The sequence below is a fragment of the Amycolatopsis sp. NPDC045836 genome (genome assembly GCF_056431745.1).
On sequence record NZ_JBWKKF010000003.1, the window covers coordinates 315,470 to 336,373 of the forward strand.

Genomic DNA, 20,904 nt, shown 5'->3' on the forward strand with positions numbered 1-20,904 from the left:
GTGTCTCACCGAAAGGCCAACGCATGGGTACGAACCAGCGCGCACAGGTGGTGATGTCCGGCGAGGAGGTCACCGAGTTCCTGGTGCAGCAGCGCGTCGCGACGCTGGCCACGGTGGGCCCGTCGGGCCAGCCCCACCTCACCGCCATGTGGTACGCGGTGCTCGGCGGCGTGCTGTGGTTCGAGACCAAGGCGAAGTCGCAGAAGGCGGTGAACCTGCGGCGCGACGGCCGGGTGACGGTGATGGTCGAGACCGGCCACACCTACGACCAGCTGCGCGGGGTGGCGCTGGAGGGCCACGCCACGATCGTGGACGACCCGGACGCGCTGTGGGCGGTCGGGGTCAGCGTGTGGGAGCGCTACCACGGGCCCTACAGCGAAGAGGTCCGGCCGATGGTGGAGTTCATGCTCGCCAAGCGGGTCGCGGTGCGGCTCGACGTGACGCGGACCCGGTCGTGGGACCACCGCAAGCTCGGCCTGCCCGAGCTGCCGCTCGGGGGCAGCACCGCCGCCTACCTCTGAGCCGGTCGGATGCCCGGCCACCGGCCTTCGGCAGCCAGTTCCCCGGTCACCTCGACGATGCCCTCGCGCACCGCGGCGACGGTGTCCCGCGGCTCGTACAGTTCGGCCGACGCGCGCAGCGCGACGTGCCGCCGCAGCACCGGGTCGACGATCCGCCGCACCCCCAGCTCGGCGTGGGCGCCGTGGCCGGCGACCACGGACAGCGGCAGGATCGTGCACGCCTCGCCGCCCCCGGCGCTGCGCACCATGGTGCCCAGCGATTCGACGTCGGCGACGACCGTCGGCACGAGCCCGCGCGCGGCGAAGGCGCGGTCGATCAGCGTGCGCAGATTGCTGCGGCCACCCGGGGTGACCAGCGGCACCGCACGCAGGTCGGCCAGGGACACCTCGGCGGCGGACGGCGGCCGCGGTTCCGGTTGGCCGGCCAGGTAGAGCTCCTCGGAGTACAGCGGGGTCTCCCCCGGCCGCGGCCGGTCCTGTTCCGGGTAGACCACCGCCAGGTCGAGCCGTCCGACCAGCAGCAGTTCGTGCAGGTACCCGCTCATCGACTCGAACAGCTGCAGGTGGATCCCCGGGTGCCGGGACCTGGCCCAGGAGAACAACGCGGGCGCCAGCTGGGTGGCCACCGTCGTCGGCAGGCCGACCGCGACCGGGCCGTGCAGGTGGTGGCTGCCCTTGGCGGCGGTCTCGGCGAGCCGGTCGAACTGCCGGACGAGTTCCTGGGCGTCGCGGTAGAGGGCGCGGCCCGCCGTGGTCGGCACCACGCCGCGCGGGCCGCGGTCCAGCAGGCGCACCCCGAGGTGGGCTTCGAGCTGGGCCATCCGCTGGCTGCTCGCCGGTTGCGAGACGTGCAGCCGGCCGGCGGCGCGGGACGGGCTGCCCGACTCGACCACGGCGATCAGGTCGCGCAGGTGGGCAGGGCCAGCACGGCCATCCGCGACCCCCTTTCAGGCCCGGCCCGCCTCCCGGGTGATCCGCCGGGCGCGTTCGACGACCGGGCGATCGATCATCTCACCGTCCACCGCCGACGCACCGCCGTGGTCGGCGGCCAGCACCCGCCGGGCCCAGTCCACTTCGGCCGCCGTCGGCGCGAAAGCCGCGTGGACCAGCGGAACCTGCACCGGGTGGAGGCACAGCTTGCCGCCGAAGCCCCAGCCCTTCGCCCGCGCGGCGTCCCGGCTGACCGCCTCGGTGTCGCGGATGGCCGTGCTGACCCCGTCCACCGGGGCGGGCAGCGAACGCACCACCGACCAGCGCACCAGGTCGCTCCGGGACGCGTCCAGCGCCGCGTCCGCGGTCACCCCGAGGTCGAGGGCCAGGTCGATGCTGCCGAACAGCAGCCGCACCACCGGTTCGGCGGCGGCGATCCCGGCCAGGTTCACCAGGCCCCGCGCCGACTCGACCAACGGCAGCACCGGGACCCCGGCCGCGTCCGCCGCAGCCCGGACGCCGGCGGCCGTTTCCGCCTTGGGCAGCACCACGGCGGCCGGTGACAGCGCCCGGCACGCGGCCAAGTCCTCCTCGGCTTCGGCCGTGCCGATGGCGTTGACGCGCACCACCACCGGCACCGGGGAATCGGCGGGCCAGGCGTCGCGCAGGGCTTCGCGCGCGCTCGCCTTGTCCTCGGCGGCCACGGCGTCTTCGAGATCGATGATCACCACGTCGGCGCCGCTGCCGGTGGCCTTGGTGAACCGCTCCGGCCGGGTGGCCGGGACGAACAGCCAGCTGACCGCGTTCGCCGGGGTCATGCCACGCCCTCCGCCACCAGTTCGTCGATTTCGCCGCCGCTCAGCCCCAGTTCACCCAGGATGGCGCGGGTGTGCTCGCCGAGTTCCGGTACCGGGTCCATCCGCGGCTGCCCGGTCACCAGGCCCGGCAGCGCCAGCGACGGGACCGGACCCGCCGGGGTGCCGACCTCGTGCCAGCGGTCCCGTGCGGCGAGCTGCGGGTGGTGCCAGACCTCGGCCATCGTGTTGACCCTGGCGTGCGCGACCGGGATCGCGGCGAGCAGTTCCATCGCCTCGGCGGCGGTCAACGCGGCGAACCGCGCCGAGATGAGCGCGCCGAGCGCCTCGCGGTGGGTGTTCCGGCCGGCGTTGGTGGCGTAGTCGGGATCGGCCGCCAGTTCGGGACGGCCGAGGAACTCCTCGCAGAACGCGTGCCACTCGCGTTCGTTCTGGATGCTCATCATCACCACGTTCCCGTCCCCGGCCTCGAACGGGCCGTACGGGTAGATCGTCGCGTGCGCCGCCCCCGCGCGCACCGGCGGCGGCGCGCCGTCATAGGCGTAGTAGAGCGGAAAACCCATCCACTCCACGGTGGCTTCCAGCATCGAGACGTCGATGTGCGTGCCTTCGCCGGTCCGCCCGCGTTCGAGCAGCGCGGCGAGGACGGAGCTGTAGGCGTACATGCCCGCGGCGATGTCGGACACCGAAATGCCCGCCTTGGCCAGGTCGTCACCGGTACCGGTGACCGAGAGCAGTCCGGCTTCGCTCTGCACCATCAGGTCGTACGCCTTCATCGTCTCGTACGGACCCGGGGTGCCGTAGCCGGAGATGTCGCAGACGATCAGCCGCGGGTGCGCGGCCCGCAGTTCGGCGGCACCGAGTCCGGCGCGGGCCGCGGCACCCGGAGCGAGGTTCTGGATGAACACGTCGGCGTCGGCCAGCAGCCGCCGCAGTATCTCCTTCCCCCGCGCCTCCTTGATGTCGAGGGTGAGCGATTCCTTGTTCCGGTTCACCCAGACGAAGTGCGAGCTCAGGCCATTGACCCGCGTGTCGTAGGCACGCGCGAAGTCGCCGGCGCCCGGGCGTTCGACCTTGATCACCCTGGCGCCGAGATCGGCGAGGTGGCGGCTGGCGTAGGGAGCGGCGATCGCCTGCTCCAGGGAAACGACGGTCACTCCGCGGAGGGGCTGCATATCCTTCTTTCCTGTCCGGACGGTGGTCACACCACGAAGCTGAGGGCCGAAACGAGCACCAGGGAACCACCGAAGCCCGCGCCGTGACGAAGGTGAGCGCCTTCAGCGCCCCCCGGGTGGTCACCCCGAGCAGGCTGTGGAACATCCAGAAGAAGTTGCTGTTCACGCGCAGCGCGAACAACGCCCCGGAGCCGATGGCCAGGCCGAGCACGGCGGGCGGCACGTCGAGCCCGCCCATGATCGGCACCAGGATGCCCGCCGCGGTGATCGCGGCCACCGAGATCGAGCCGATGGCCAGGTGCAGCACGGCGGCGACCAGCCAGGCCAGCAGGATCGTCACCACCACCGGCACCCCGGCGTCGGCGGCGAAGAAGCCGCCGAGCACGTCCGCCAGGCCGGTTTTGCCGATGACCGCGCCCAGCGAGCCGCCCACCCCGGTGATCAGCAGCAGGAGCTGGCCGGTGGAGTTGAACCCCTTGGCCATCGACTCGCCGGTGCGTTCCCGGCCGAGCACGCGGCGGGCCAGCAGGTAGACCCAGGATGAGCAGCACCACCACGGCGATGGCGACCGCCGTGTGCAACACGATCAACTTCCGGAGTCCTTCCCCGCCCGGCCGGGCCCGCACCGTTGCGGACGGGGCCGTGCTCCCGGAGCAGAACACAGCGGGCAGCACGCCGGTAGGCGGCGGTTCCCAAGACCGCCATAAGGGGAGCTGACAGCTCAGGGCTCGACCATCCGGCCGACCGCGTCGGTGGTGGTCTCGATCAGCCGCCGCATCGCCCTGGCCGCCGCGGTGGGCTTGCGGCCGCGCACGGCGAGCAGCACCGCGCGGTGCAGCGGCAGCGTGGCCGCCACCCCGCCGGGGGCGTGCGAACTGGCCGCCAGCCCGTGCCGCAGGCTGGTTTCCAGCAGGCGGCCGAGCTGCTCGATGAGCTGGTTCCCGCTGGCCCGCAACAGGGTCAGGTGGAAGGTCAGGTCGGCGTCTACAAAGGACTGTTCGTGCGCGGGCAGGCCGGGTGCGAACTCGGCCATCGCGGCGTAGGCGGCTTCGAGCGCGGCCAGCTGTTCCCCGGTGGCGCGCTCGGCGGCCAGCTGGGCCGCTCCCGGCTCCACCATCAGGCGCAGCTCCAGCAGGTCGTCCAGGAACTCCGGCGCGGCGACCTGGCCGTGCCAGTCGATCACCTCGCGGTCCATCAGGTTCCACTCGCTGCGCGGGCGCACCCGGGTGCCGATCCGGGGCCGCGCGTCGACCATTCCCTTGGCAGCCAGGGCTTTCACCGCTTCGCGCACGCCACCGCGGCTCACCTTGAGCTGGGCGGCGAGCTCGGCTTCGTTCGGCAGCCTGCTGCCGTCGGACAGCTCACCGGAGACGATGCGCCGCCCGATCCACTCCACCACCTGCCCGTGAATGGTCCGGTGCCTGCCCAGTGGACCGGCCGCTGAACTGCTGCTCTCCACGCCAAGGATCATCGGCGGGGCCGCTGCCGAAGTCAAACCGGCAGCCCTTGACTCCACCGGCGAATCATCGAATGATTCACCCAATGCCGCCGAGACGGATGCGGGGTCGAACGTTGAGGTTCGAAAATTCCGACAGGCCGGAACAGGGCACCACCTCGCGCCGGAGGGCGTTGAGCTACCTGGGCGCCGGTGGTGGGGTGCTGGCCGCCGGCGCGCTGCTGTCCGCGTGCACCGGGGTCCAGGAAGGCCAGGACGAAGGCGGCGGGGCCGGCAGCTTCCCGGACACACCGGACTGGCGCTTCGTTTTTGTCAACCACGTCACCACGAACTCCTTCTTCGTGCCGACCCGCACCGGGCTGGCCGACGCCGCCGCCCTGCTCGGCCTGCCCGAACCGCAGTGGACCGGTTCGGAGAACGGCAACGTGGCGCAGATGGCCAGTGCGATGGAGACCGCGATCACCAGCAAGGCCGACGGGATCGCGGTGGCGCTGACCGACAACAACGCCTTCGTCGAGCCGACCAAGCGGGCACTGGCCGCGGGCATCCCGGTGCTCGCCTACAACGCGAACGCGGCGGGCAACTACCCGCTCACCTACGTCGGCCAGGACCTCTACCTGTCCGGGTTCCGGATGGGCGAGCGCATCGCCACCGAGGTGACCTCCGGCGAAATCCTGGTCGGCATCTCCCAGCCGGGCGGCAACAACGTGCAACCTCGGCTCGACGGCATCATCGACGCGCTCAAGCAGGCCGCGCCCGGGGTGACCGTGCGGTCGGTGAACACCGGCGCCGAGCAGGCGGGCGAACTCAACGCGATGACCGCCGCCTACACCGGGAATCCCGGTGTTCAAGGCATCTACGCCGTCGACGCGGGCAGCACGGCGGCCTGCGCGCGGGTGATCACCGAGCGGGGCCTGCAGGGCAAGCTCGGCGGGGGCGGGTTCGACCTGCTCGACGACACCGTGCAGGGGGTGAGCAGCGGCGCGCTGGACTTCACCATCGACCAGTCGCCGTACCTGCAGGGCTTCCTGTCCGTGCTCTACCTCTACCTGTACCGGCTCTCCGGCACGCTGGTCGCGCCGCCGGTCACCGACACCGGGCTGACCTTCGTGACCAAGGAGAACGTCGGCCCGTACGCGTCGGCGGGCAGCAAGTTCGAGGGCGGGCCGAACAACGCGCTGGTCCAGATGCCGCCGTCGATCCCGCTGCCGCCGCCCTCGGTGCTGACCCGGTGACCGGACGGGCCGCCCTGCTCGGCGTGCTGCGGATCAGGGAACTGAGCATCCTCCTGGTCACCATCGCCGCCGCGGGCTACTTCACCGCCACCACCGACGCGTTCAACTCCGCGGAGAACTACCAGACGATCGCGCAGTACGTGGCGCCGTGGGCGATCATCGCCGCCGGGCAGGTGATGCTGCTCATCTGCGGGGAGATAGACCTGTCCGCCGGGTTCGTGTTCACCCTGGCGCCGTTCGTGCTGGTGCTGTTCTCGGTCAACGGTGCGCCGCTGTGGCTGGCGCTGCTCGGCGCGGTGCTGGTGAGCACGCTGATCGGGGTGGTCAACGGACTGATCCGGACCGTGCTGAACCTCCCGTCGTTCATCACCACCCTCGGCATGGCGTTCCTGCTCCAGGGCCTGGTGCTGATCATCTCCGAGGCCCGCCCGGTCGCCGCCCCGCGCGACGGCTGGCTGGTGGCGGTGTTCGGCGGGGCGCGGTGGTCGGAGTTCGCCTGGGCGCTGGTGGTCGTCGCGGTGGTGCAGACGGTGCTGTCGGCGACCCGGTTCGGCATCCACACCCGGGCGGCGGGCGGCAACCCGGTCGGTGCCGCGGAATCCGGCATCCCGGTGCCGCGGATCAAGGTGGTCAACTTCGCGGTGACCAGCACGCTGGCCGGGCTGGCCGGCATCCTGCAGGGCACCAGGGTCGGCTCCTACGACCCGACCAACGGCGGGTTCACCATGATGTTCTTCGCGGTCGCCTCCGCGGTCATCGGCGGCACGGCGCTGCTCGGCGGCTCCGGCACGGTGGTCGGCGCCTTCCTCGGCGCCCTGCTGCTGGGCATCGTGTTCGACGGGTTCAACCTGACCGGGGTCAGCGCGAACGCGTTCAACGTGGTGCTCGGCGCGGCCATCCTGATCGCCATGGTGCTCAACGTGTCGTTGTTGCTGCTGCGCGAACGCCTCGGGACACGGGAGCCGGCATGAGCGAAGTGATCAGAGCCGAGCACGTCAGCAAGCGGTTCGGGCCGGTGAGCGCGCTGACCGGCGTCAACCTGCACGTGCGCCGGGGCGAGATCCTCGGGCTGATCGGGGACAACGGCGCGGGCAAGTCCACCCTGCTCAAGATCCTCACCGGTTACCACCAGCCGGACGGCGGGCGCCTGCTGTTCGACGGCGAGCCGGTCACGCTGAAGTCGGTGGTGCACGCGCGCTCGCTGGGCATCGAAACGGTGTTCCAGGACCTCGCCATGGTCAACGACCTGCCGGTCTACCTCAACCTGCACCTGAACAAGGAACTGGTGCACCGGCCGTTCCCGTTCCTGCGGCGCCGGGAGATGCGGCGGCGGGCCAGGGAGGCGCTGGATTCGATCGGCATCAGCATCCCGTCGGTCACCGCCGAGGTCGGCATGCTTTCGGGCGGGCAACGGCAGGCCATCGCCGTGGCGCGCTCGGTGTACTCCAACGCGAAACTGCTGCTGCTCGACGAACCGCTCGCCGCCATGGGCGCCAAGGAAAGCGGCTTGATCCTGCGGCTGCTGAACGACCTGAAGCAACGCGGCGACCTGGCGATCATCCTGATCGCGCACAACTACGGCCAGGTCGTCGACGTCTGCGACCGGGTGAACCTGCTGCAGCACGGGGAAATCACCTTCGACCGCCCCTCCGCCGAGACCTCGGTGGCCGAACTGCTGGACCTGGTCCACGCCGACTACCGCCTACCCCGCTCCTGAACTCACCGCCGGAAGGGTTTGCCAGCCGGTCGGGGTGACGGTGCACGGGCCGCCTTGGTGGGCGTACAGGCGGCCGGCGGCCAGGTCGAGGCTGAGCGTGGCCAGGCTTTCCCAGCGCAGGTGGGCGGGCCGGGTGAAATCGGGGTGGGCGCACAGCGGGGCGCCTTCGCCCGAATGGGAGTGCAGGGCCCGCGCGCGCTCGGTGCGGTCCTCGGTGTCCAGTGCCGCGACCCGCTCCCGCAGGCCGGGCAGCCGGTCGAAGGTGCTCGACACGGCGTTCGTGGTCTGCTCCCCCTCGGCCAGCTCCGCGTCGAGGAAGTGGTTGGTGTGCAACAGCACCCCGTCGGCGCCCACCGGCAGTTCACCGACCCGCCGCGGGCAGAGCTCGAGGCTGACGGCATCACCGCGCGAGCCGTCGTAGGTGACCACGGTGAGCACCGTGGACGCCGACAGCCGCGCCGACCGGGCCAGCGCCACGGCCTCGGCGACGGTGCTCGCCTCGTCCAGGATCCGGCGGGCGACCACGTGCACCGGCACCCCGATGCCCTGGTGGTCCGAAGCGTGCCGCAGCACGTTGAAGTGCAGGCCGAGGCCGTCGCTGTTGACCCCGATCTTGCCGACCACCCCGAATTCGGTGAACGTCCGCACCCGGCGGCCCGGCCGCGGTTCCAGCGACCACAGCAGCATGCCGTCGCGGAAGGTGTCGTGCCAGTCCCAGGTCTGCACGGTCCGCGGCGCCCCGGACGGGGGCAGCAGGACCGCCGCCGAGCACTCCCCTTCCCCGGTGACCGCCAGCGCGGCCAGGATTTCGGTGCGGCCGTTCAAGGCCCCCAGCTGCCACGGTTCGAGACCGGCACCTTCGGCCATGCCGGTCATCTCGGCGGCCAGCCCCGGCGCCCAGTCCGCCGTTTCCGCCAGCGCCCGCGCACCCCATTCCGCCACCTGCCCCGGTTCCCCGCCTTCCGCCTGGAAAAGCTCGGCGTAGCGGGCGAAGGAGGCGTGCAGTTCGGCACGCCGGGCCCGGCCCAGTGCCCGGCCGCGTGCGGCCGGTTCGGATTCCGGCGAGTGGTGGGTGGCGATCGGCATCCTCACCCCGTCACGGTAACCGCCCCGGCGAGCAGTTCGTACGAACGCCGCCGATCCGCGTGGTGGAACACCGGCGTGGTGATCATCAGTTCGCTCGTCCCGGTTTCGGCCACGATCGCCCGCAGCCGGCCGGCCACCGTGTCCGGGCTCCCGACGACCACGGCACCCACTTCCGCGGCGATCGCGGCGCGGTCGCCGTCGGTCCAGGGGTAGACCGCCGCGTCTTCCGGACTGGGCAATTGGATCCGCTTCCCCCGAAGCCGGCTGAGCACCTTCAGCCGGGTGGATCCGGCCAGCCATTCGGCGCGTGCGTCGGTCTCGGCCACGATGACGGACACGCTGACCAGCAGCTCCGGCGTCGCGGCCCGGTCACGGTAGACCCGCGTGGCGGCGGCAGCCCGAGCGGGGTTGAGGTGGTGCGCGAAGGCGTAGGGCAGCCCGAGTTCCGCGGCGAGCCCGGCGCTGTCGGCCGACGACCCGAGCAACCACACCGGCGGGCGTTGCCGCCGAGCACGGGGATCGCCTTGACCGGGGCGTCCCCGGCCGGATCGAGGTACGCCAGCAGTTCGCCGAGCTGCTGCCGGAACGGCCGCTCGGCCCGGCCGCCCCGCACGACGTCCGCAACGGACGGTGGACCGCCGGGAGCCCGCCCGATGCCGAGATCGATCCGCCCGGGGTGGAGGGCGGCGAGCGTGCCGAACTGCTCGGCCACCACCAGCGGGGCGTGGTTGGGCAGCAGCACCCCGCCCGCACCGAGGCGGAGGCGGCGCGTCAGCCCCGCGAGGTGGCCGATGAGCACGGCGGGCGCGGAACTGGCGACCCCGCGCATGTTGTGGTGCTCGGGCACCCAGTACCGGTGGTAACCCAGCTCGTCGGCCAGCAGCGCCAGGTCGGCCGTCTGGTGCAGCGCCCGCCTCGGGGTCGACCCCCGCACGATCGGCGAGGTGTCCAGCACGGACAGGCGCAGCACGTCAGCTCAGCCCGGCGAGCAGCCCGATGGTCAGCGCGGTGCGGTGCGGGATGTGCTCCGCCAGCACGTGTTCGTGGCGCGCGTGGGCCCCGCCGCCGACCGCACCCATGCCGTCCAGCACCGGACGGCCCAGCGCCGACACGAAGTTCCCGTCGCTGGCGCCGCCGACGGTGGCCTCCTCCAGGGACCAGCCGAGGTCCTGGGCCACCGAACGCGCCCGCGCGAACAGCGCCCGCGACGGCTCGTTCGGCGTCATCGGCGGGCGGTTCCACTCCCCCGCCACCGACACGGTCACCCGCGGATCGCTGGCGCGCAAGGCCGCGAAGCTCTCGTCGATCCGCTTCATTTCGGCCGCTTCGGCGACACGCACGTCGATCCCGCAGACCGCTTGCCCCGCCGTGACGTTGCGACCCGTGCCGCCGCTGATCGTGCCGACGTTCACCGTGGTCCCGTGCTCCCGCGAACCGGTGGCGGCGATCTGCGTGACCACCTCGGCCAGTCCGTGGACGGCACTGGCGCCCTTGTCCGGGTCGAGGCCCGCGTGCGCCTCGACACCGGTGACGGTCACGTCGAACAGGCCGACGCCCTTGCGCGCCGTTTTGACCTTGCCGTCCAGTGACGCCTCGAAGACCAGGTTCGCCAGGGTGCCGTCACTGGCGGCTTCGATGAGCGGCCGGGAGAACGGGCTGCCGATCTCCTCGTCGCCGTTGAACAGGTACTTCACCGACGGGTGCGGCAGGCCCAGTTCCCGCAGCCCGCGCAGCGCCCACACCGACTGCACCAGCCCGAGCTTCATGTCGAACGCACCCGGCCCGCTGATCCGCCCGTCCTCGATGGTGAACGGCCAGCCGTCGAGCGTGCCGGTCGGCCACACGGTGTCGTAGTGGCTCATCAGCAGCACCTCGCCCGGAGCGGTGCCCTCGTAGGTCAGTTCGAGCACGTCGCCGCGCACCGCGTCGGTGTGCCGCACCTCGTGGCGCGGTTCGCCGAGCCGCTCGCCGATCCAGGTGCGGATGGTGTCGAGGCCGCGGTCGAGCATGGCCTTGTCGTAGCTGTGGGTCTCCAGTTCGACGATCGCCTTGAGGTCGTCGAGCATCGCGGGCAGGGCCTGCTTCGACCAGGGGGAGGGGGACACGGGAATCCTTTCTAGCGGACGGGCGCGCCGGGGCCGAGCGGGATGCCGAACACCCAGAACACGAAGAACAGCAGCGTCCACACGACCAGCAGGGTCAGCGACAACGGGATCGTCATGGACAGCAGCGTGCCGATGCCCGCCGAGCGGCGGTACCGCTGGAGGAAGCCCAGCGCCATGACGAAGTACGGGCTCATCGGCGTGATGGCGTTGGTGCAGGAGTCGGCGATGCGGTAGAGCGCCTGGGTGGTCTCCGGCGGGATGTCCAGCAGCATCAGCATCGGCACGAACACCGGGCCGACCAGCGCCCACTGCGCCGAACCGCTGGTCACCACCAGGTTGATCACGGTGACCACGAGCAGGATGCCGAGCAGGATCACCGGCCCGGACACCCCGGCCGACTTGAGCGCCTCGGCGCCGTGGATGGCGGTGATCTCACCGATGCCGGTCCACTTGAAGTAGGCCAGGAACTGGGAAATGGCGAAGAACAGCACCAGGATCGGCGCCATCTCCCGGAACCCGTGCGCCATGAACCCCGGGATGTCCCGGCTGCCGGTCACCGTGCCCGCCGCCTTGCCGTAGGCCCAGCCCGCGGCCAGGAAGCCCAGTGCGAGGAAGATCGCGATCGAGGTGAGCAGCGGCGACTCCACGATGCTGCCGCCTTCGCCGCGCAGCGGTGAGGAACCGGGCAGCACCGCCAGCACCAGCGCGACGAGGAACACCGCCAGCGCGATGAGCGCCGCCCGCAGGCCGCGCTTCTCCGGCGTGCTCAGCTTCAGCGAGCCGAGGTCGTCCTGCCCGGCGGCCGCGTCGTCCACCGGCATCGACTCCGCGCGCTTGGCCAGCACCTTCTCCGTCACCAGGGTGATCACCGCGGCCAGCACGACCGAGGACGCCAGCGAGAAGAAGTAGTTGGCCAGCGGGGTGACCACGTACGAGGGGTCGATCGTGTGCGCCGCCGCGGTGGTCAGCCCGGAGAGGATGGCGTCGGACGGGGTGATCAGCGGGCTGGCGTCGTAACCGGCCGAGATGGACACGAACGCCACCACGATGCCGAGGATCGGGCTGCGGCCGACGGCGCGGAAAGCCATCGCGCCCAGCGGGATCAGCACCACGTAGGCGGCGTCGGAGGCGACGTGGGCGACCATGCCGGTGAACGCCAGCGCGAAGGTCACCCAGCGCGGGGACACCTTCGAGACCCCGGAGCGGAGCACCGCGGCGAGCAACCCGGACCGCTCGGCGACGGCCACCCCGAGCATCACCACCAGGATCGTGCCCAGCGGCGGGAACGACGTGTAGTTCTTCACCACGTCTTCGACCATCATCCGCACGCCGTCGGCGGAGAGCAGGTTCTTCGCGACCACGGTCTTGTCCGTCGCCGGGTTCACCGCCGAAGCACCGGCCGCGGACAGACCCCAGCTGGCCAGCGCCAGCACCCCGCTGAGGAGGACGAACAGCCAGAACGGGTGCGGCAGCTTGTTGCCGAGGCGCTCGACGCCGTCCAGGGCGCGCAGCAGCACGTTCAGCAACCGCGACGCCGGCTTGGCTTCCCTGGTGCTCATCGGCCCATTACAAGCGCAAGTGGCCGAATAGTGCAAGCACAAACCGTGAATCGCAGGATTCAGTCACCAATGAGGTCGATCTGGGTGATACAGTCAGCCGGTGCTGACCGAGGCCGATCTCGACCTGGTGGCCGCCCTGCAGGTGGCCCCGCGCGCGTCCGTGGCCGTGCTGGCCGACGCGCTCGGCCGGTCCGCCAGCACGGTGGGGCGCCACCTGGCCCGTCTGGAGGAACAGCGGATCCTGCGGGTGATCGGGCAGGTCGAGTGGTCGGCTCGGGCCGACGGTCACCCCCGGCACGTCTGGGTGACCACGCAGCCGGGGGCCGCGGGGCGGGTGGCGCGGGCGCTGGCGCGGCTGCCGGAGGCGCAGCTGGTCGCGGAAACCTCCGGCCGGTCCGACGTCTACCTGGCCGTGCACCAGACCGATCGCACGCAGGCCCGCGAGCTGCTGACCGAGCGCATCCCCGGCGTGCCTGGCGTCGCCGGTACCCACTCCGAACTGGTGCTGCGGGCGCTGACCAGGGCGGATTCCTGGCGTCTCCACCGGCTCGGCGAGGCCCAGCTGGCCGCGCTGTCGCAGCCGGAGGAACCCGTCGAACCACCGGCGGGTGCGCCCGGTGAAGACGAGCAGCGGGTGATCGGGCTGCTGCGGGAGAACGGGCGCGTCACCGCCGCGGAAGCCGGGCGGGTGCTGGACCTGAGCCAGTCCACCGCCTACCGGCTGATCCAGTCGGTCCTGCGGCGCGGGGTGATCCGGCCGCGGGTCGAGGTGGAACCCGCGTTGCTCGGGTACGGCCTGGAGGTGGTCATCGCGCTGACCATCTCCCCCGGCGCCATCCAGGCGGTCGCCGAGGAACTGGCCCGCCACCCGTCCGCCCGCTACGTCTCGATCGTCGCGGGCACGACCTCGGTCATCCACCAGGGCGTGTTCCGGAACGAGGACGAGATGGCCGACTTCCTCACCCGCGACCTGGCGCCGCTGCCCGGGATCAACGCCCTGCAGGTCTCCGTGGTGCTGCGGATGCTGCGGCGGTACTGGCTCCACCGCGAGGACGGCCGCTTCGCCTGATCACCGCTCCCGGCAGCGGACCTCCGGAGTCGCGAGGGTTGCGTCCGGCGCGGTCACCGTCATGCCCACTTCGACGGCCGCCCCGGCGGGGATCGAGGCGTTGTAGTCGGCGTTGGTGACGGTCACCGCGTCGCCGTCCTGGGCGAACCGGCCGTTCCACAGGTTGGCGATCCGGTGGCCGCCGGGCAGGGTCCAGCTCAGCTCCCAGCCGGTGACCTGCCGCGTGCTCCCGTTGCGCACGGCCACCTCGGCCTGGTAGCCACCCGGCCAGGCGCCGGACACGGTGAACCGCGCCGTGCAGGACGGCGCTGCCGCGGACGAGGTGGGCGCCGCGATCGGCGCACCGGCCGAGTCGGGCCCGTTGATCAGCACGCCGACCACCACCCCGGCCGCCACCAGCGCGGCACCGGCCACCCCGGCGGCGACGGTCCGCCGGGACAGCCACCGCCGGGCGGGCAGCAGCAGCGTCGGCGTCCGCGGTGACGGCGGCGCCACCGGGCGGCCCGCCGCGGCCGCCGCCAGCACCTCCCGCGCGGCCCGCATCGACGGGCGCGCGTCCGGGTCCCGGTGCAGCAGCCACAGCAGCGCGCCGGTCAGCTCCCCCGCCCGGCGCGGCGGTTCCACCGTGCCGCCGGCGACCTTGTGCAGCATCGCGATGGCGTTGTCTTCGACACCGAACGGCGGACCGCCTTCGAGCACCGCGTAGAGCGTCGCGCCGAGCGAGTACACGTCCGAGCGGCTGTCGGCTGCTGCACCGCGTGCCACTTCCGGTGCCAGGTAGGCGGGAGTGCCCGCCAGCACGCCGGTCGCGGTCACCGAGGCGTCGCCGATCGCCCGTGAGATGCCGAAGTCGGTGATCTTCGCCGTGCCGTCTTCGGTGAGCAGCACGTTGTCGGGCTTGATGTCGCGGTGCACGATGCCGGCTTCGTGGGCCGCTGCCAGCGCGTCCGCCAGCTGCGCGCCGATCGCGGCCACTTCGCGCGGTGCCAGGCCCACGGCGGTGGCCAGGCTCTTCGACGGCAGGTACTCCAGGACCAGGCAGGGGCGGCCGTCGTGCTCGACCACGTCGTGCACCGCGACCGCGTTCGGGTGCCGCAGCCGCCCGGCGTTGCGGCCTTCGCGCACGGCCCGTGCCTTGGCGTCTTCGGAGTCCAGCACCAGCTGCTTGACCGCGACGCGGCGGTCCAGGCGGTCGTCGTGCGCCAGCCACACCACGCCCATGGCCCCACGGCCGATCAACGAAACCAGCCGGTACCGACCGGCGACCACCTCACCCGGTTCCACCGCACAACCCTAGTCGAGCGCCTCGGCGGCGGAGCGCAGCCGCAGCGTGCCGCCCGGGTGCACGGCCTGGCTGAGGATCCGGTTGTGCCGGTCGACGACCTGCTCGGCGGTCAGTCCGGCGCCGGGATCGCCCTCGGCGCCCGGCGCGTGCCCGTCGCTGACGAGCACCACGTCGAAACCGTGGCTCTGCGCGGATCTCGCGGTCGCGTCGACGCAGAAGTCGGTGGCGACCCCGGTCAGCACCACGGTGTCGATTCCCCAGCCGGTCAGCAACGCCGCGAGTTCGGTGCGGTAGAACGCGTCGGTCGCCGTCTTGCGGATGACCACGTCGGGCGGTTCCAGTTCCAGCAGTGCACTGAGCTGGGCTCCGGGTGACTCCGGGTCGAACGGGGTGCCGGCGGCGCCGACCTGCCGCACCGCGACCACCGGGGTGCCCGCCTCCCGGCACCTGCGGGCGAGCGCGGCGATCCGGCCCGCCAGTTCCGGCCCGCGCCAGACCAGCGGGACCAGCATCTCCTGCACGTCGACGATCACCAGGGCGGCCTTCACACCGATGCAGGCTAGCGTGTCGGCCATGCGGACGGATGAGGAAATCGCGGTGGTCACCGGGGTCGGCGGCATGGGGCTGGCGATCGCGCGGCGGGTGGGCAGCGGGCGGAAACTGGTGCTGGCCGACGTGGACGGAACCAGGCTCGGCGAAGCCGCCGAACTGTTGCGCGGCGAGGGACACGACGTGGTCGAGCAGGTCACCGATGTCGCCGATGCCGACGCGGTGACCTCACTCGCGAACACCGCCGACGGACTCGGCCGCGTCACGCACCTCGCGCACACCGCGGGGCTTTCGCCCGCGCAGGCTTCGACGGAGGCGATCCTGCGGGTCGACCTGCTGGGCGTGGCCGTGGTGCTGGACCGGTTCGCCGGGGTCGTCGCCGCCGGCGGGGCCGGGGTGGTCATCGCCAGCATGGCCGGGCACCTGCCGAACGGGCTCACCGAGGCACAGGAACAGGCGCTCGCCACCACGCCCGTGGCCGAACTGCTCGCGTTGCCGTTCCTGGCGCCCGCGAACCCGGGTACCGCTTACAGCATCGCCAAGCGCGCCAACGCGTTGCGCGTGCGCGCCGCGGCCGCCGGTGCCTGGGGTGACCGCGGTGCCCGGGTCAACTCGATCAGCCCCGGCATCATCTCGACCTCGATGGCACAACAGGAACTCGCCGCCGAGGGTGGCGAGCAGATGCGGGCGATGGTGGCCATGTCACCGGCGCGCCGCCTGGGCACCCCGGACGACGTCGCCGCCGCCGCGGCCTTCCTGCTCGACCCGGCGGCCGGCTTCGTCACCGGCACCGACCTCCTGGTCGACGGCGGTGTCGTCGCCGCCGTGCACGCGGCTTCCACCGGGTGATGACGCGGTCGCGCGACACGCCGCACCGGCAAGGTTCTGCGGCCTGAACTTTCTTTCCCCGTGCCATCACCGGCATCGATCCGGGCGGTGGATCCCAGCCGACCGCTTCATCAGCGCGTCTTCATATGTGATTGCCGTCTTCACATGTGAACAACCAAGGTTTAGGCTGCCCCCGTGTCGAAGCCCGAGTCCCATCGCGTACGGGAAGTGCGCATCACCCCGGTGGCCTTCGCTGACTTGCCGTTGCTCAACGCGGTCGGGGTGCACGAGCCGTTCGCGTTGCGGGCGGTCGTCGAGGTGGTCACCGACTCGGGAATGACCGGGCTCGGCGAGACCTACGGCGACGCCGGGCACCTCGACCGGCTCCGGCGCGTTGCGGCCGAGTTGACCGGGGTGGACGTCTGGCACACCCAGGAGATCGCCCGCCGGGTTCGGGGGGTGCTCGCCGCGGACCGCGGGACCGGTGGCCACGGGATGAGCGGCATGGTCACCGGCAGCAGCACCGCCGACCGCGTGCTCTCCCCGTGCGAGGTGGCCTGCCTCGACCTGCGGGGCAAGGTCATCGGCCGCCCGGTCAGCGACCTGCTCGGCGGCGCGGTGCGCGAACGCGTCGACTACAGCGCCTACCTCTTCTACAAGTGGCCCGGGCACCCCGGTGCCGATGACGACGCCTGGGGCCCGGCGCTCGACCCCGGCCAGCTGGTCGCCCAGGCCCAGCGGATGATCGGCGAGTTCGGCTTCGGCGCGATCAAGCTCAAGGCCGGGGTGTTCGCCCCGGACGCCGAGGTCGAGGCGATCCGGGAACTGCGCGGGGCCTTCCCCGATCATCCACTGAGGATCGATCCGAACGGCGCGTGGAGCGTGCCGACCTCGATCCGGGTCGGCCGCGAACTCGACGGCTTGCTCGAATACCTGGAGGACCCGACCACCGGTATCGACGGCATGGCGGCGGTGGCGCGGGAGGTGCCGATGCCGCTGGCCACCAACATGTGCGTGGTCGCCTTCGACCAGGTCAAGCCCGCCGTGAAGGCGGACGCGGTGCAGGTCGTCCTGTCCGACCACCACTTCTGGGGCGGCCTGGACCGGTCCCGCACGCTGGCTGGGCTGTGCGACACCTTCGGCCTCGGGCTGTCCATGCACTCCAACTCCCACCTCGGCATCAGCCTCGCCGCGATGACCCACCTCGCCGCGGCCACGCCGAACCTGACCTACGCCTGCGACACGCACTGGCCGTGGAAGGACCCGGCGGACGACGTCGTCGTGCCCGGTGCGCTCGCCTTCGAGAACGGGTCGGTCGCGGTGCCCACCGGACCCGGCCTCGGCGTCGAACTGGACCGCGACGCGCTGGCGCGCCTGCACGAGCAATACCTGTCCTGCGGCATCCGGGAGCGCGACGACACCGGCTACTTCCGCCGCTTCGAGCCGGGTTTCGACCCGGCCGCACCGCGCTGGTGACACACCGTCCTCAGTGGACGTACGGCCAACCGGCGGCGTCCCAGCCCAGCCAGTTGATGCCGAGCAGGGCCGCGCCGCTGTTCGAGTAGTAGTGGTACACCAGGAGGTCGTGGTCCGAATCGGCCAGCACCGCCGGGTGGCCGGGGCCGTGCACGGAACCGTGCCCGGCGAGTATTTCCGTGCCACCGCCCGAAGTCATCGCGACGCCCGCGCGATCGGTGAACGGCCCGGTCGGGCCGGCCGACCGCCCCACCAGCACGCGGTAGGTGCTCGCCGCGCCCTGGCAGCACCGGTCGAACGAAACGAAGAGGTAGTAGAGCGAACCACGCTGGAACACCACCGGTGCCTCGATCGCACCACCACCGCGGCCGGCGACGTGCCGCAGCACCGCGTCCGACCGCTTGCCGGTCGCCGGATCGAGCGCGACCACCTTGATCCCCGACCAGAACGAGCCGAAGCTGAGCCACCAGCGCCCCTGCCCGTCCACCAGCAGGCTGGGGTCGATGGCGTTGAAGTCGTCCGAGGTCCGCGATTCGACCACCAGCCCCTGGTGCACCCAGCTGCCGGAGGCACCGGTGGTACTGGTGGCCAGGAAGATCGCCGAACGGTTGGCGCCGAAGGTCGAAGCCGAGTAGTACAGGTGGTAGCGGCCGTTGTGGTGGGAGATGTCCGGCGCCCACAGGTTCCGGCTGCCGCCGGTGTACGCGGTGGTCCACGGGGCACCACCGGGAAACGCGGAGCCTTCGTCGCGGAAGGCGACGCGATCGGCCGAGGACTTGAGCGCGACGCCGTCGCCGGTGTGCGCGACCAGGTAACCACCACCCGGCCGCTTCACCACCGACGGATCGTGCACGCCGACGTCCCCGGTGACCGGACCGGGATCCGGATAGGCCGCCACCGCGGTCGGGGCGGTGGCGATCAGCACGGCGAGCACGGCGAACACGATCTTCCGCAAGGCAGGCAAGGGAATCCCCGATCCGGAGTCGACGGGAGCGTTCCGGGAGAAGCTAGCCCCGCGGCCTGCCGGACCACAAGACGGGTGCTGAGCGACCGGCGATCCTGCCGTTAGCGTTAACAGCTTCTCACCCGTGCAGCGTCGCAGGGAGGAACCACGCGCAGGCTCGCCCTCGTCCTCGCCGTGCTCGTCGTCCTGCTCGGCGGCGGGGTCACCGCACCCCGTCCGGCCACGGCCGCGACGGTGTCCCCGAACGCCACGTATGTGCTGGTGAACCGGCACAGCGGCAAGGCGCTCGACGTCTACGACCTGGCCACCCACGACGGCGCCCGGATCGCCCAGTGGACCCGCAACGACGGGGCGTGGCAGCAGTGGCAGTTCGTCGACTCCGGCGGCGGCTACTACCGGCTCAGGTCGCGGCACAGCGGGAAGGTGCTCGACTTCGCCGGCTCCTCGATGTCCGACGGAGCGGACCTCGTGCAGTGGGCGGACGAAAACCGCCCCAGTCAGCAGTTCCGGCTCGCCGACTCGCCCGACGGCCACGTGCGGCTGCTCAACCGCAACAGCGGCAAGGCGCTCGACGTCCACGACTTCTCCACCGAGAACGGTGCCAGGGTGGTGCAGTGGCCCGATCTCGGTGGCACCAACCAGCAGTGGCAGCTGGTCGAACTGGGCGCGGGCACGTTCACCAATCCGGTCAAGGCCAACGGCCCGGACCCGTGGCTGGTCTTCCACGACGGTTACCACCACCTGGCGACCACCACCTGGACCTCGAAGATCACCATGCGCCGGTCCCGCACGCTGGCCGGGCTGGCGAACGCGCCGGAGACCGTGGTGTTCGACCTGGCAGGCCGCCCGAACGGCTGCTGCAACCTGTGGGCGCCGGAGTTCCACCTGCTCGACGGGCGCTGGTACCTCTACTACGTGGCCGGGCAGGATGTGGCCGACTACGTGCCCACGCAACGGCTGCACGTGCTCGAAAGCGACGGCACCGACCCGATGGGCCCGTACCACTTCAAGGCCGATCTCGGGAACACCTGGGAACTCGACCCGAGCGTGCTGCAAGCGGGCGGGAAGCTGTACCTGCTCGGCAGCGCGATGGACGGCACGCAGAGCCTGACCATCACCCCGCTGTCCAATCCGTACACGATCAGCGGCGCGCGCCGGACGATCAGCCAGCCCACCCTGCCGTGGGAACAGCAGACCGCTCCGGTGAACGAAGGCGCGGAACCGCTGTACCACAACGGGAAGACCATGATCGTGTACTCGGCCAGCGCGTGCTGGGGACCGGACTGCAAACTGGGCCTGCTCACCTTCACCGGCACCGACCCGCTCAACCGCGCGCACTGGACGAAGGCGCCGGACCCGGTGTTCCAGCGCAACGACGCCCACGGGGTGTTCGCACCGGGGCACAACGGCTTCTTCAAGTCACCGGACGGCACCGAGGACTGGATCGTCTACCACGCGAACAACTCGGCGAGCGGTGGCTGCGACATGAACCGGTCCGCACGGGCGCAGAAGTTCACCTGGAACCCCGACGGCACCCCGGACTTCCGCACCCCCGTGCCACTCGGCGTCCAACTGCCCGCGCCCTCGGGGGAAGCCGACACCCACCTGGCCGAACTGGACCCGGTGGACCGGGTGCGCAACCGCTAGCGCAGCAGTGACCGGGTCCTGGCCGGGGCCGTCGGCGGAATCCCGGCCAGGATGTCGGCGAGGCTGACCCCGGCCAGGCTGCCGCGCCACGCTTCGTGCGCCTCGGCCATCTTCGCCGCCAGGATGCAGGTGTCGCGGCAGTCCTCGGCGGGCAGGGCACCACGGCCCCGCTGGCGGATCTCCCGGCATTCGTACGGCGGCGAGGTGCCGTCGACCGCCTCGACCACTTGGAGCATCGAGATCTCGGCGGCCGGGCGGGCGAGGCGGAAGCCCCCGCGCGGCCCGGTGGTCGCGGACAGCACGCCCGCGCGGACGAGCGCCTGCAGCTGCTTGGCCAGGTACGGCGCCGGCAGGTCGTAGTACTGAGCCAGCTGGGCCGTCGAAGCCGAGGTCCCCGGGTCCAGCTGCGCCAGCGTGGTGGCGCAGTGCAGGACCCATTCGGTGCTCGCGGGCAGTTTCACGGGGGCCAGTCTATCTTAGATATTGC

Annotated in this window: 19 protein-coding genes and 2 pseudogenes; 8 read left to right on the plus strand and 13 right to left on the minus strand. The window is 71.8% G+C overall.

Annotated elements, in window-relative coordinates; genetic code table 11:
- Nucleotides 1-23 precede the first annotated feature (23 nt).
- Nucleotides 24-521 (plus strand): pyridoxamine 5'-phosphate oxidase family protein, encoded by a 498-nt coding sequence (locus AC07EG_RS06355; RefSeq protein ID WP_478251970.1) that lies wholly within the window; start codon nucleotides 24-26, stop codon nucleotides 519-521.
- On the opposite strand, the gene AC07EG_RS06360 is transcribed toward AC07EG_RS06355, so the two are convergent.
- The 5 genes and pseudogenes from AC07EG_RS06360 to AC07EG_RS06380 form a co-directional block, all read right to left on the minus strand.
- A complete protein-coding gene (locus AC07EG_RS06360; protein WP_478252155.1) occupies nucleotides 512-1,432 on the minus strand; it encodes a LysR substrate-binding domain-containing protein in 921 nt (306 codons plus the stop codon). The two genes, AC07EG_RS06355 and AC07EG_RS06360, sit on opposite strands and share 10 nt — an antisense overlap.
- Before the next feature lie 36 nt (nucleotides 1,433-1,468).
- Nucleotides 1,469-2,269, minus strand: a complete 801-nt coding sequence (locus AC07EG_RS06365) for an HpcH/HpaI aldolase/citrate lyase family protein (RefSeq protein ID WP_478251971.1) — start codon at nucleotides 2,267-2,269, stop codon at nucleotides 1,469-1,471.
- Nucleotides 2,266-3,441 carry a CaiB/BaiF CoA transferase family protein gene (locus AC07EG_RS06370; RefSeq protein WP_478251972.1) on the minus strand — a complete coding sequence of 392 codons (1,176 nt, stop codon included), beginning with the start codon at nucleotides 3,439-3,441 and terminating at the stop codon, nucleotides 2,266-2,268. Before AC07EG_RS06370 ends, AC07EG_RS06365 begins: the two co-directional genes overlap by 4 nt.
- A 124-nt stretch (nucleotides 3,442-3,565) precedes the next feature.
- A pseudogene (locus AC07EG_RS06375) lies at nucleotides 3,566-3,925 on the minus strand (GntT/GntP/DsdX family permease); the annotation flags it as partial.
- 237 nt (nucleotides 3,926-4,162) lie between these two features.
- Nucleotides 4,163-4,900: a FadR/GntR family transcriptional regulator gene (locus AC07EG_RS06380; protein WP_478251973.1), complete on the minus strand. Its 738-nt coding sequence runs from the start codon at nucleotides 4,898-4,900 to the stop codon at nucleotides 4,163-4,165.
- Nucleotides 4,901-5,070: 170 nt separating this feature from the next.
- Between AC07EG_RS06380 and AC07EG_RS06385 the strand changes: the two genes are divergently transcribed.
- From AC07EG_RS06385 to AC07EG_RS06395, 3 genes are read left to right on the plus strand one after another with little or no spacing between them, the layout of a single operon-like run.
- Nucleotides 5,071-6,132 carry a substrate-binding domain-containing protein gene (locus AC07EG_RS06385; RefSeq protein WP_478251974.1) on the plus strand — a complete coding sequence of 354 codons (1,062 nt, stop codon included), beginning with the start codon at nucleotides 5,071-5,073 and terminating at the stop codon, nucleotides 6,130-6,132.
- Nucleotides 6,129-7,103, plus strand: coding sequence for an ABC transporter permease (locus tag AC07EG_RS06390; protein WP_478251975.1), 975 nt, complete (start codon nucleotides 6,129-6,131; stop codon nucleotides 7,101-7,103). Before AC07EG_RS06385 ends, AC07EG_RS06390 begins: the two co-directional genes overlap by 4 nt.
- Complete coding sequence (locus AC07EG_RS06395) at nucleotides 7,100-7,849, plus strand: ATP-binding cassette domain-containing protein (protein WP_478251976.1); 750 nt, start codon at nucleotides 7,100-7,102, stop codon at nucleotides 7,847-7,849. Before AC07EG_RS06390 ends, AC07EG_RS06395 begins: the two co-directional genes overlap by 4 nt.
- Here the strand turns inward: AC07EG_RS06395 and AC07EG_RS06400 are convergent.
- The 4 genes and pseudogenes from AC07EG_RS06400 to AC07EG_RS06415 all read right to left on the minus strand — a co-directional run bounded on the left by AC07EG_RS06400 (nucleotide 7,835) and on the right by AC07EG_RS06415 (nucleotide 12,599).
- Entirely contained in the window at nucleotides 7,835-8,935 is a 1,101-nt protein-coding gene (locus tag AC07EG_RS06400; RefSeq protein ID WP_478252156.1) for a C45 family autoproteolytic acyltransferase/hydolase, read from the minus strand. The two genes, AC07EG_RS06395 and AC07EG_RS06400, sit on opposite strands and share 15 nt — an antisense overlap.
- Nucleotides 8,936-8,937: 2 nt before the next feature.
- Nucleotides 8,938-9,902: pseudogene (locus tag AC07EG_RS06405) on the minus strand (LLM class flavin-dependent oxidoreductase).
- A 4-nt stretch (nucleotides 9,903-9,906) separates the two neighbouring features.
- Nucleotides 9,907-11,001, minus strand: a complete 1,095-nt coding sequence (locus tag AC07EG_RS06410) for a M20 family metallopeptidase (protein WP_478252157.1) — start codon at nucleotides 10,999-11,001, stop codon at nucleotides 9,907-9,909.
- Nucleotides 11,002-11,051: 50 nt separating this feature from the next.
- On the minus strand, nucleotides 11,052-12,599 hold the full coding sequence (locus AC07EG_RS06415) for an AbgT family transporter (RefSeq protein WP_478251977.1): 1,548 nt from the start codon (nucleotides 12,597-12,599) through the stop codon (nucleotides 11,052-11,054).
- Nucleotides 12,600-12,699: 100 nt separating this feature from the next.
- Here AC07EG_RS06415 and AC07EG_RS06420 point away from each other — a divergent pair, with 100 nt between their 5' ends.
- Entirely contained in the window at nucleotides 12,700-13,668 is a 969-nt protein-coding gene (locus AC07EG_RS06420) for an Lrp/AsnC family transcriptional regulator (RefSeq protein WP_478251978.1), read from the plus strand.
- On the opposite strand, the gene AC07EG_RS06425 is transcribed toward AC07EG_RS06420, so the two are convergent.
- Together AC07EG_RS06425 and AC07EG_RS06430 are read right to left on the minus strand one after the other, a co-directional pair.
- A complete protein-coding gene (locus tag AC07EG_RS06425) occupies nucleotides 13,669-14,952 on the minus strand; it encodes a serine/threonine-protein kinase (protein WP_478251979.1) in 1,284 nt (427 codons plus the stop codon).
- Between the two features lie 9 nt (nucleotides 14,953-14,961).
- Entirely contained in the window at nucleotides 14,962-15,528 is a 567-nt protein-coding gene (locus AC07EG_RS06430; protein WP_478251980.1) for an isochorismatase family protein, read from the minus strand.
- Here AC07EG_RS06430 and AC07EG_RS06435 point away from each other — a divergent pair.
- Together AC07EG_RS06435 and AC07EG_RS06440 are read left to right on the plus strand one after the other, a co-directional pair.
- A complete protein-coding gene (locus tag AC07EG_RS06435) occupies nucleotides 15,527-16,351 on the plus strand; it encodes an SDR family oxidoreductase (RefSeq protein ID WP_478251981.1) in 825 nt (274 codons plus the stop codon). The two genes, AC07EG_RS06430 and AC07EG_RS06435, sit on opposite strands and share 2 nt — an antisense overlap.
- 174 nt (nucleotides 16,352-16,525) lie before the next feature.
- On the plus strand, nucleotides 16,526-17,806 hold the full coding sequence (locus AC07EG_RS06440; protein ID WP_478251982.1) for a glucarate dehydratase family protein: 1,281 nt from the start codon (nucleotides 16,526-16,528) through the stop codon (nucleotides 17,804-17,806).
- Between the two features lie 10 nt (nucleotides 17,807-17,816).
- On the opposite strand, the gene AC07EG_RS06445 is transcribed toward AC07EG_RS06440, so the two are convergent.
- Nucleotides 17,817-18,761 carry an arabinan endo-1,5-alpha-L-arabinosidase gene (locus AC07EG_RS06445; RefSeq protein WP_478251983.1) on the minus strand — a complete coding sequence of 315 codons (945 nt, stop codon included), beginning with the start codon at nucleotides 18,759-18,761 and terminating at the stop codon, nucleotides 17,817-17,819.
- A gap of 183 nt (nucleotides 18,762-18,944) precedes the next feature.
- Here AC07EG_RS06445 and AC07EG_RS06450 point away from each other — a divergent pair, with 183 nt between their 5' ends.
- Nucleotides 18,945-20,417, plus strand: a complete 1,473-nt coding sequence (locus tag AC07EG_RS06450) for a family 43 glycosylhydrolase (protein ID WP_478251984.1) — start codon at nucleotides 18,945-18,947, stop codon at nucleotides 20,415-20,417.
- On the opposite strand, the gene AC07EG_RS06455 is transcribed toward AC07EG_RS06450, so the two are convergent.
- The gene (locus tag AC07EG_RS06455) at nucleotides 20,414-20,878 is read right to left on the minus strand and encodes an RrF2 family transcriptional regulator (RefSeq protein ID WP_478251985.1); all 465 of its coding nucleotides are present in this window, start codon (nucleotides 20,876-20,878) and stop codon (nucleotides 20,414-20,416) included. The two genes, AC07EG_RS06450 and AC07EG_RS06455, sit on opposite strands and share 4 nt — an antisense overlap.
- Nucleotides 20,879-20,904: the final 26 nt, after the last annotated feature.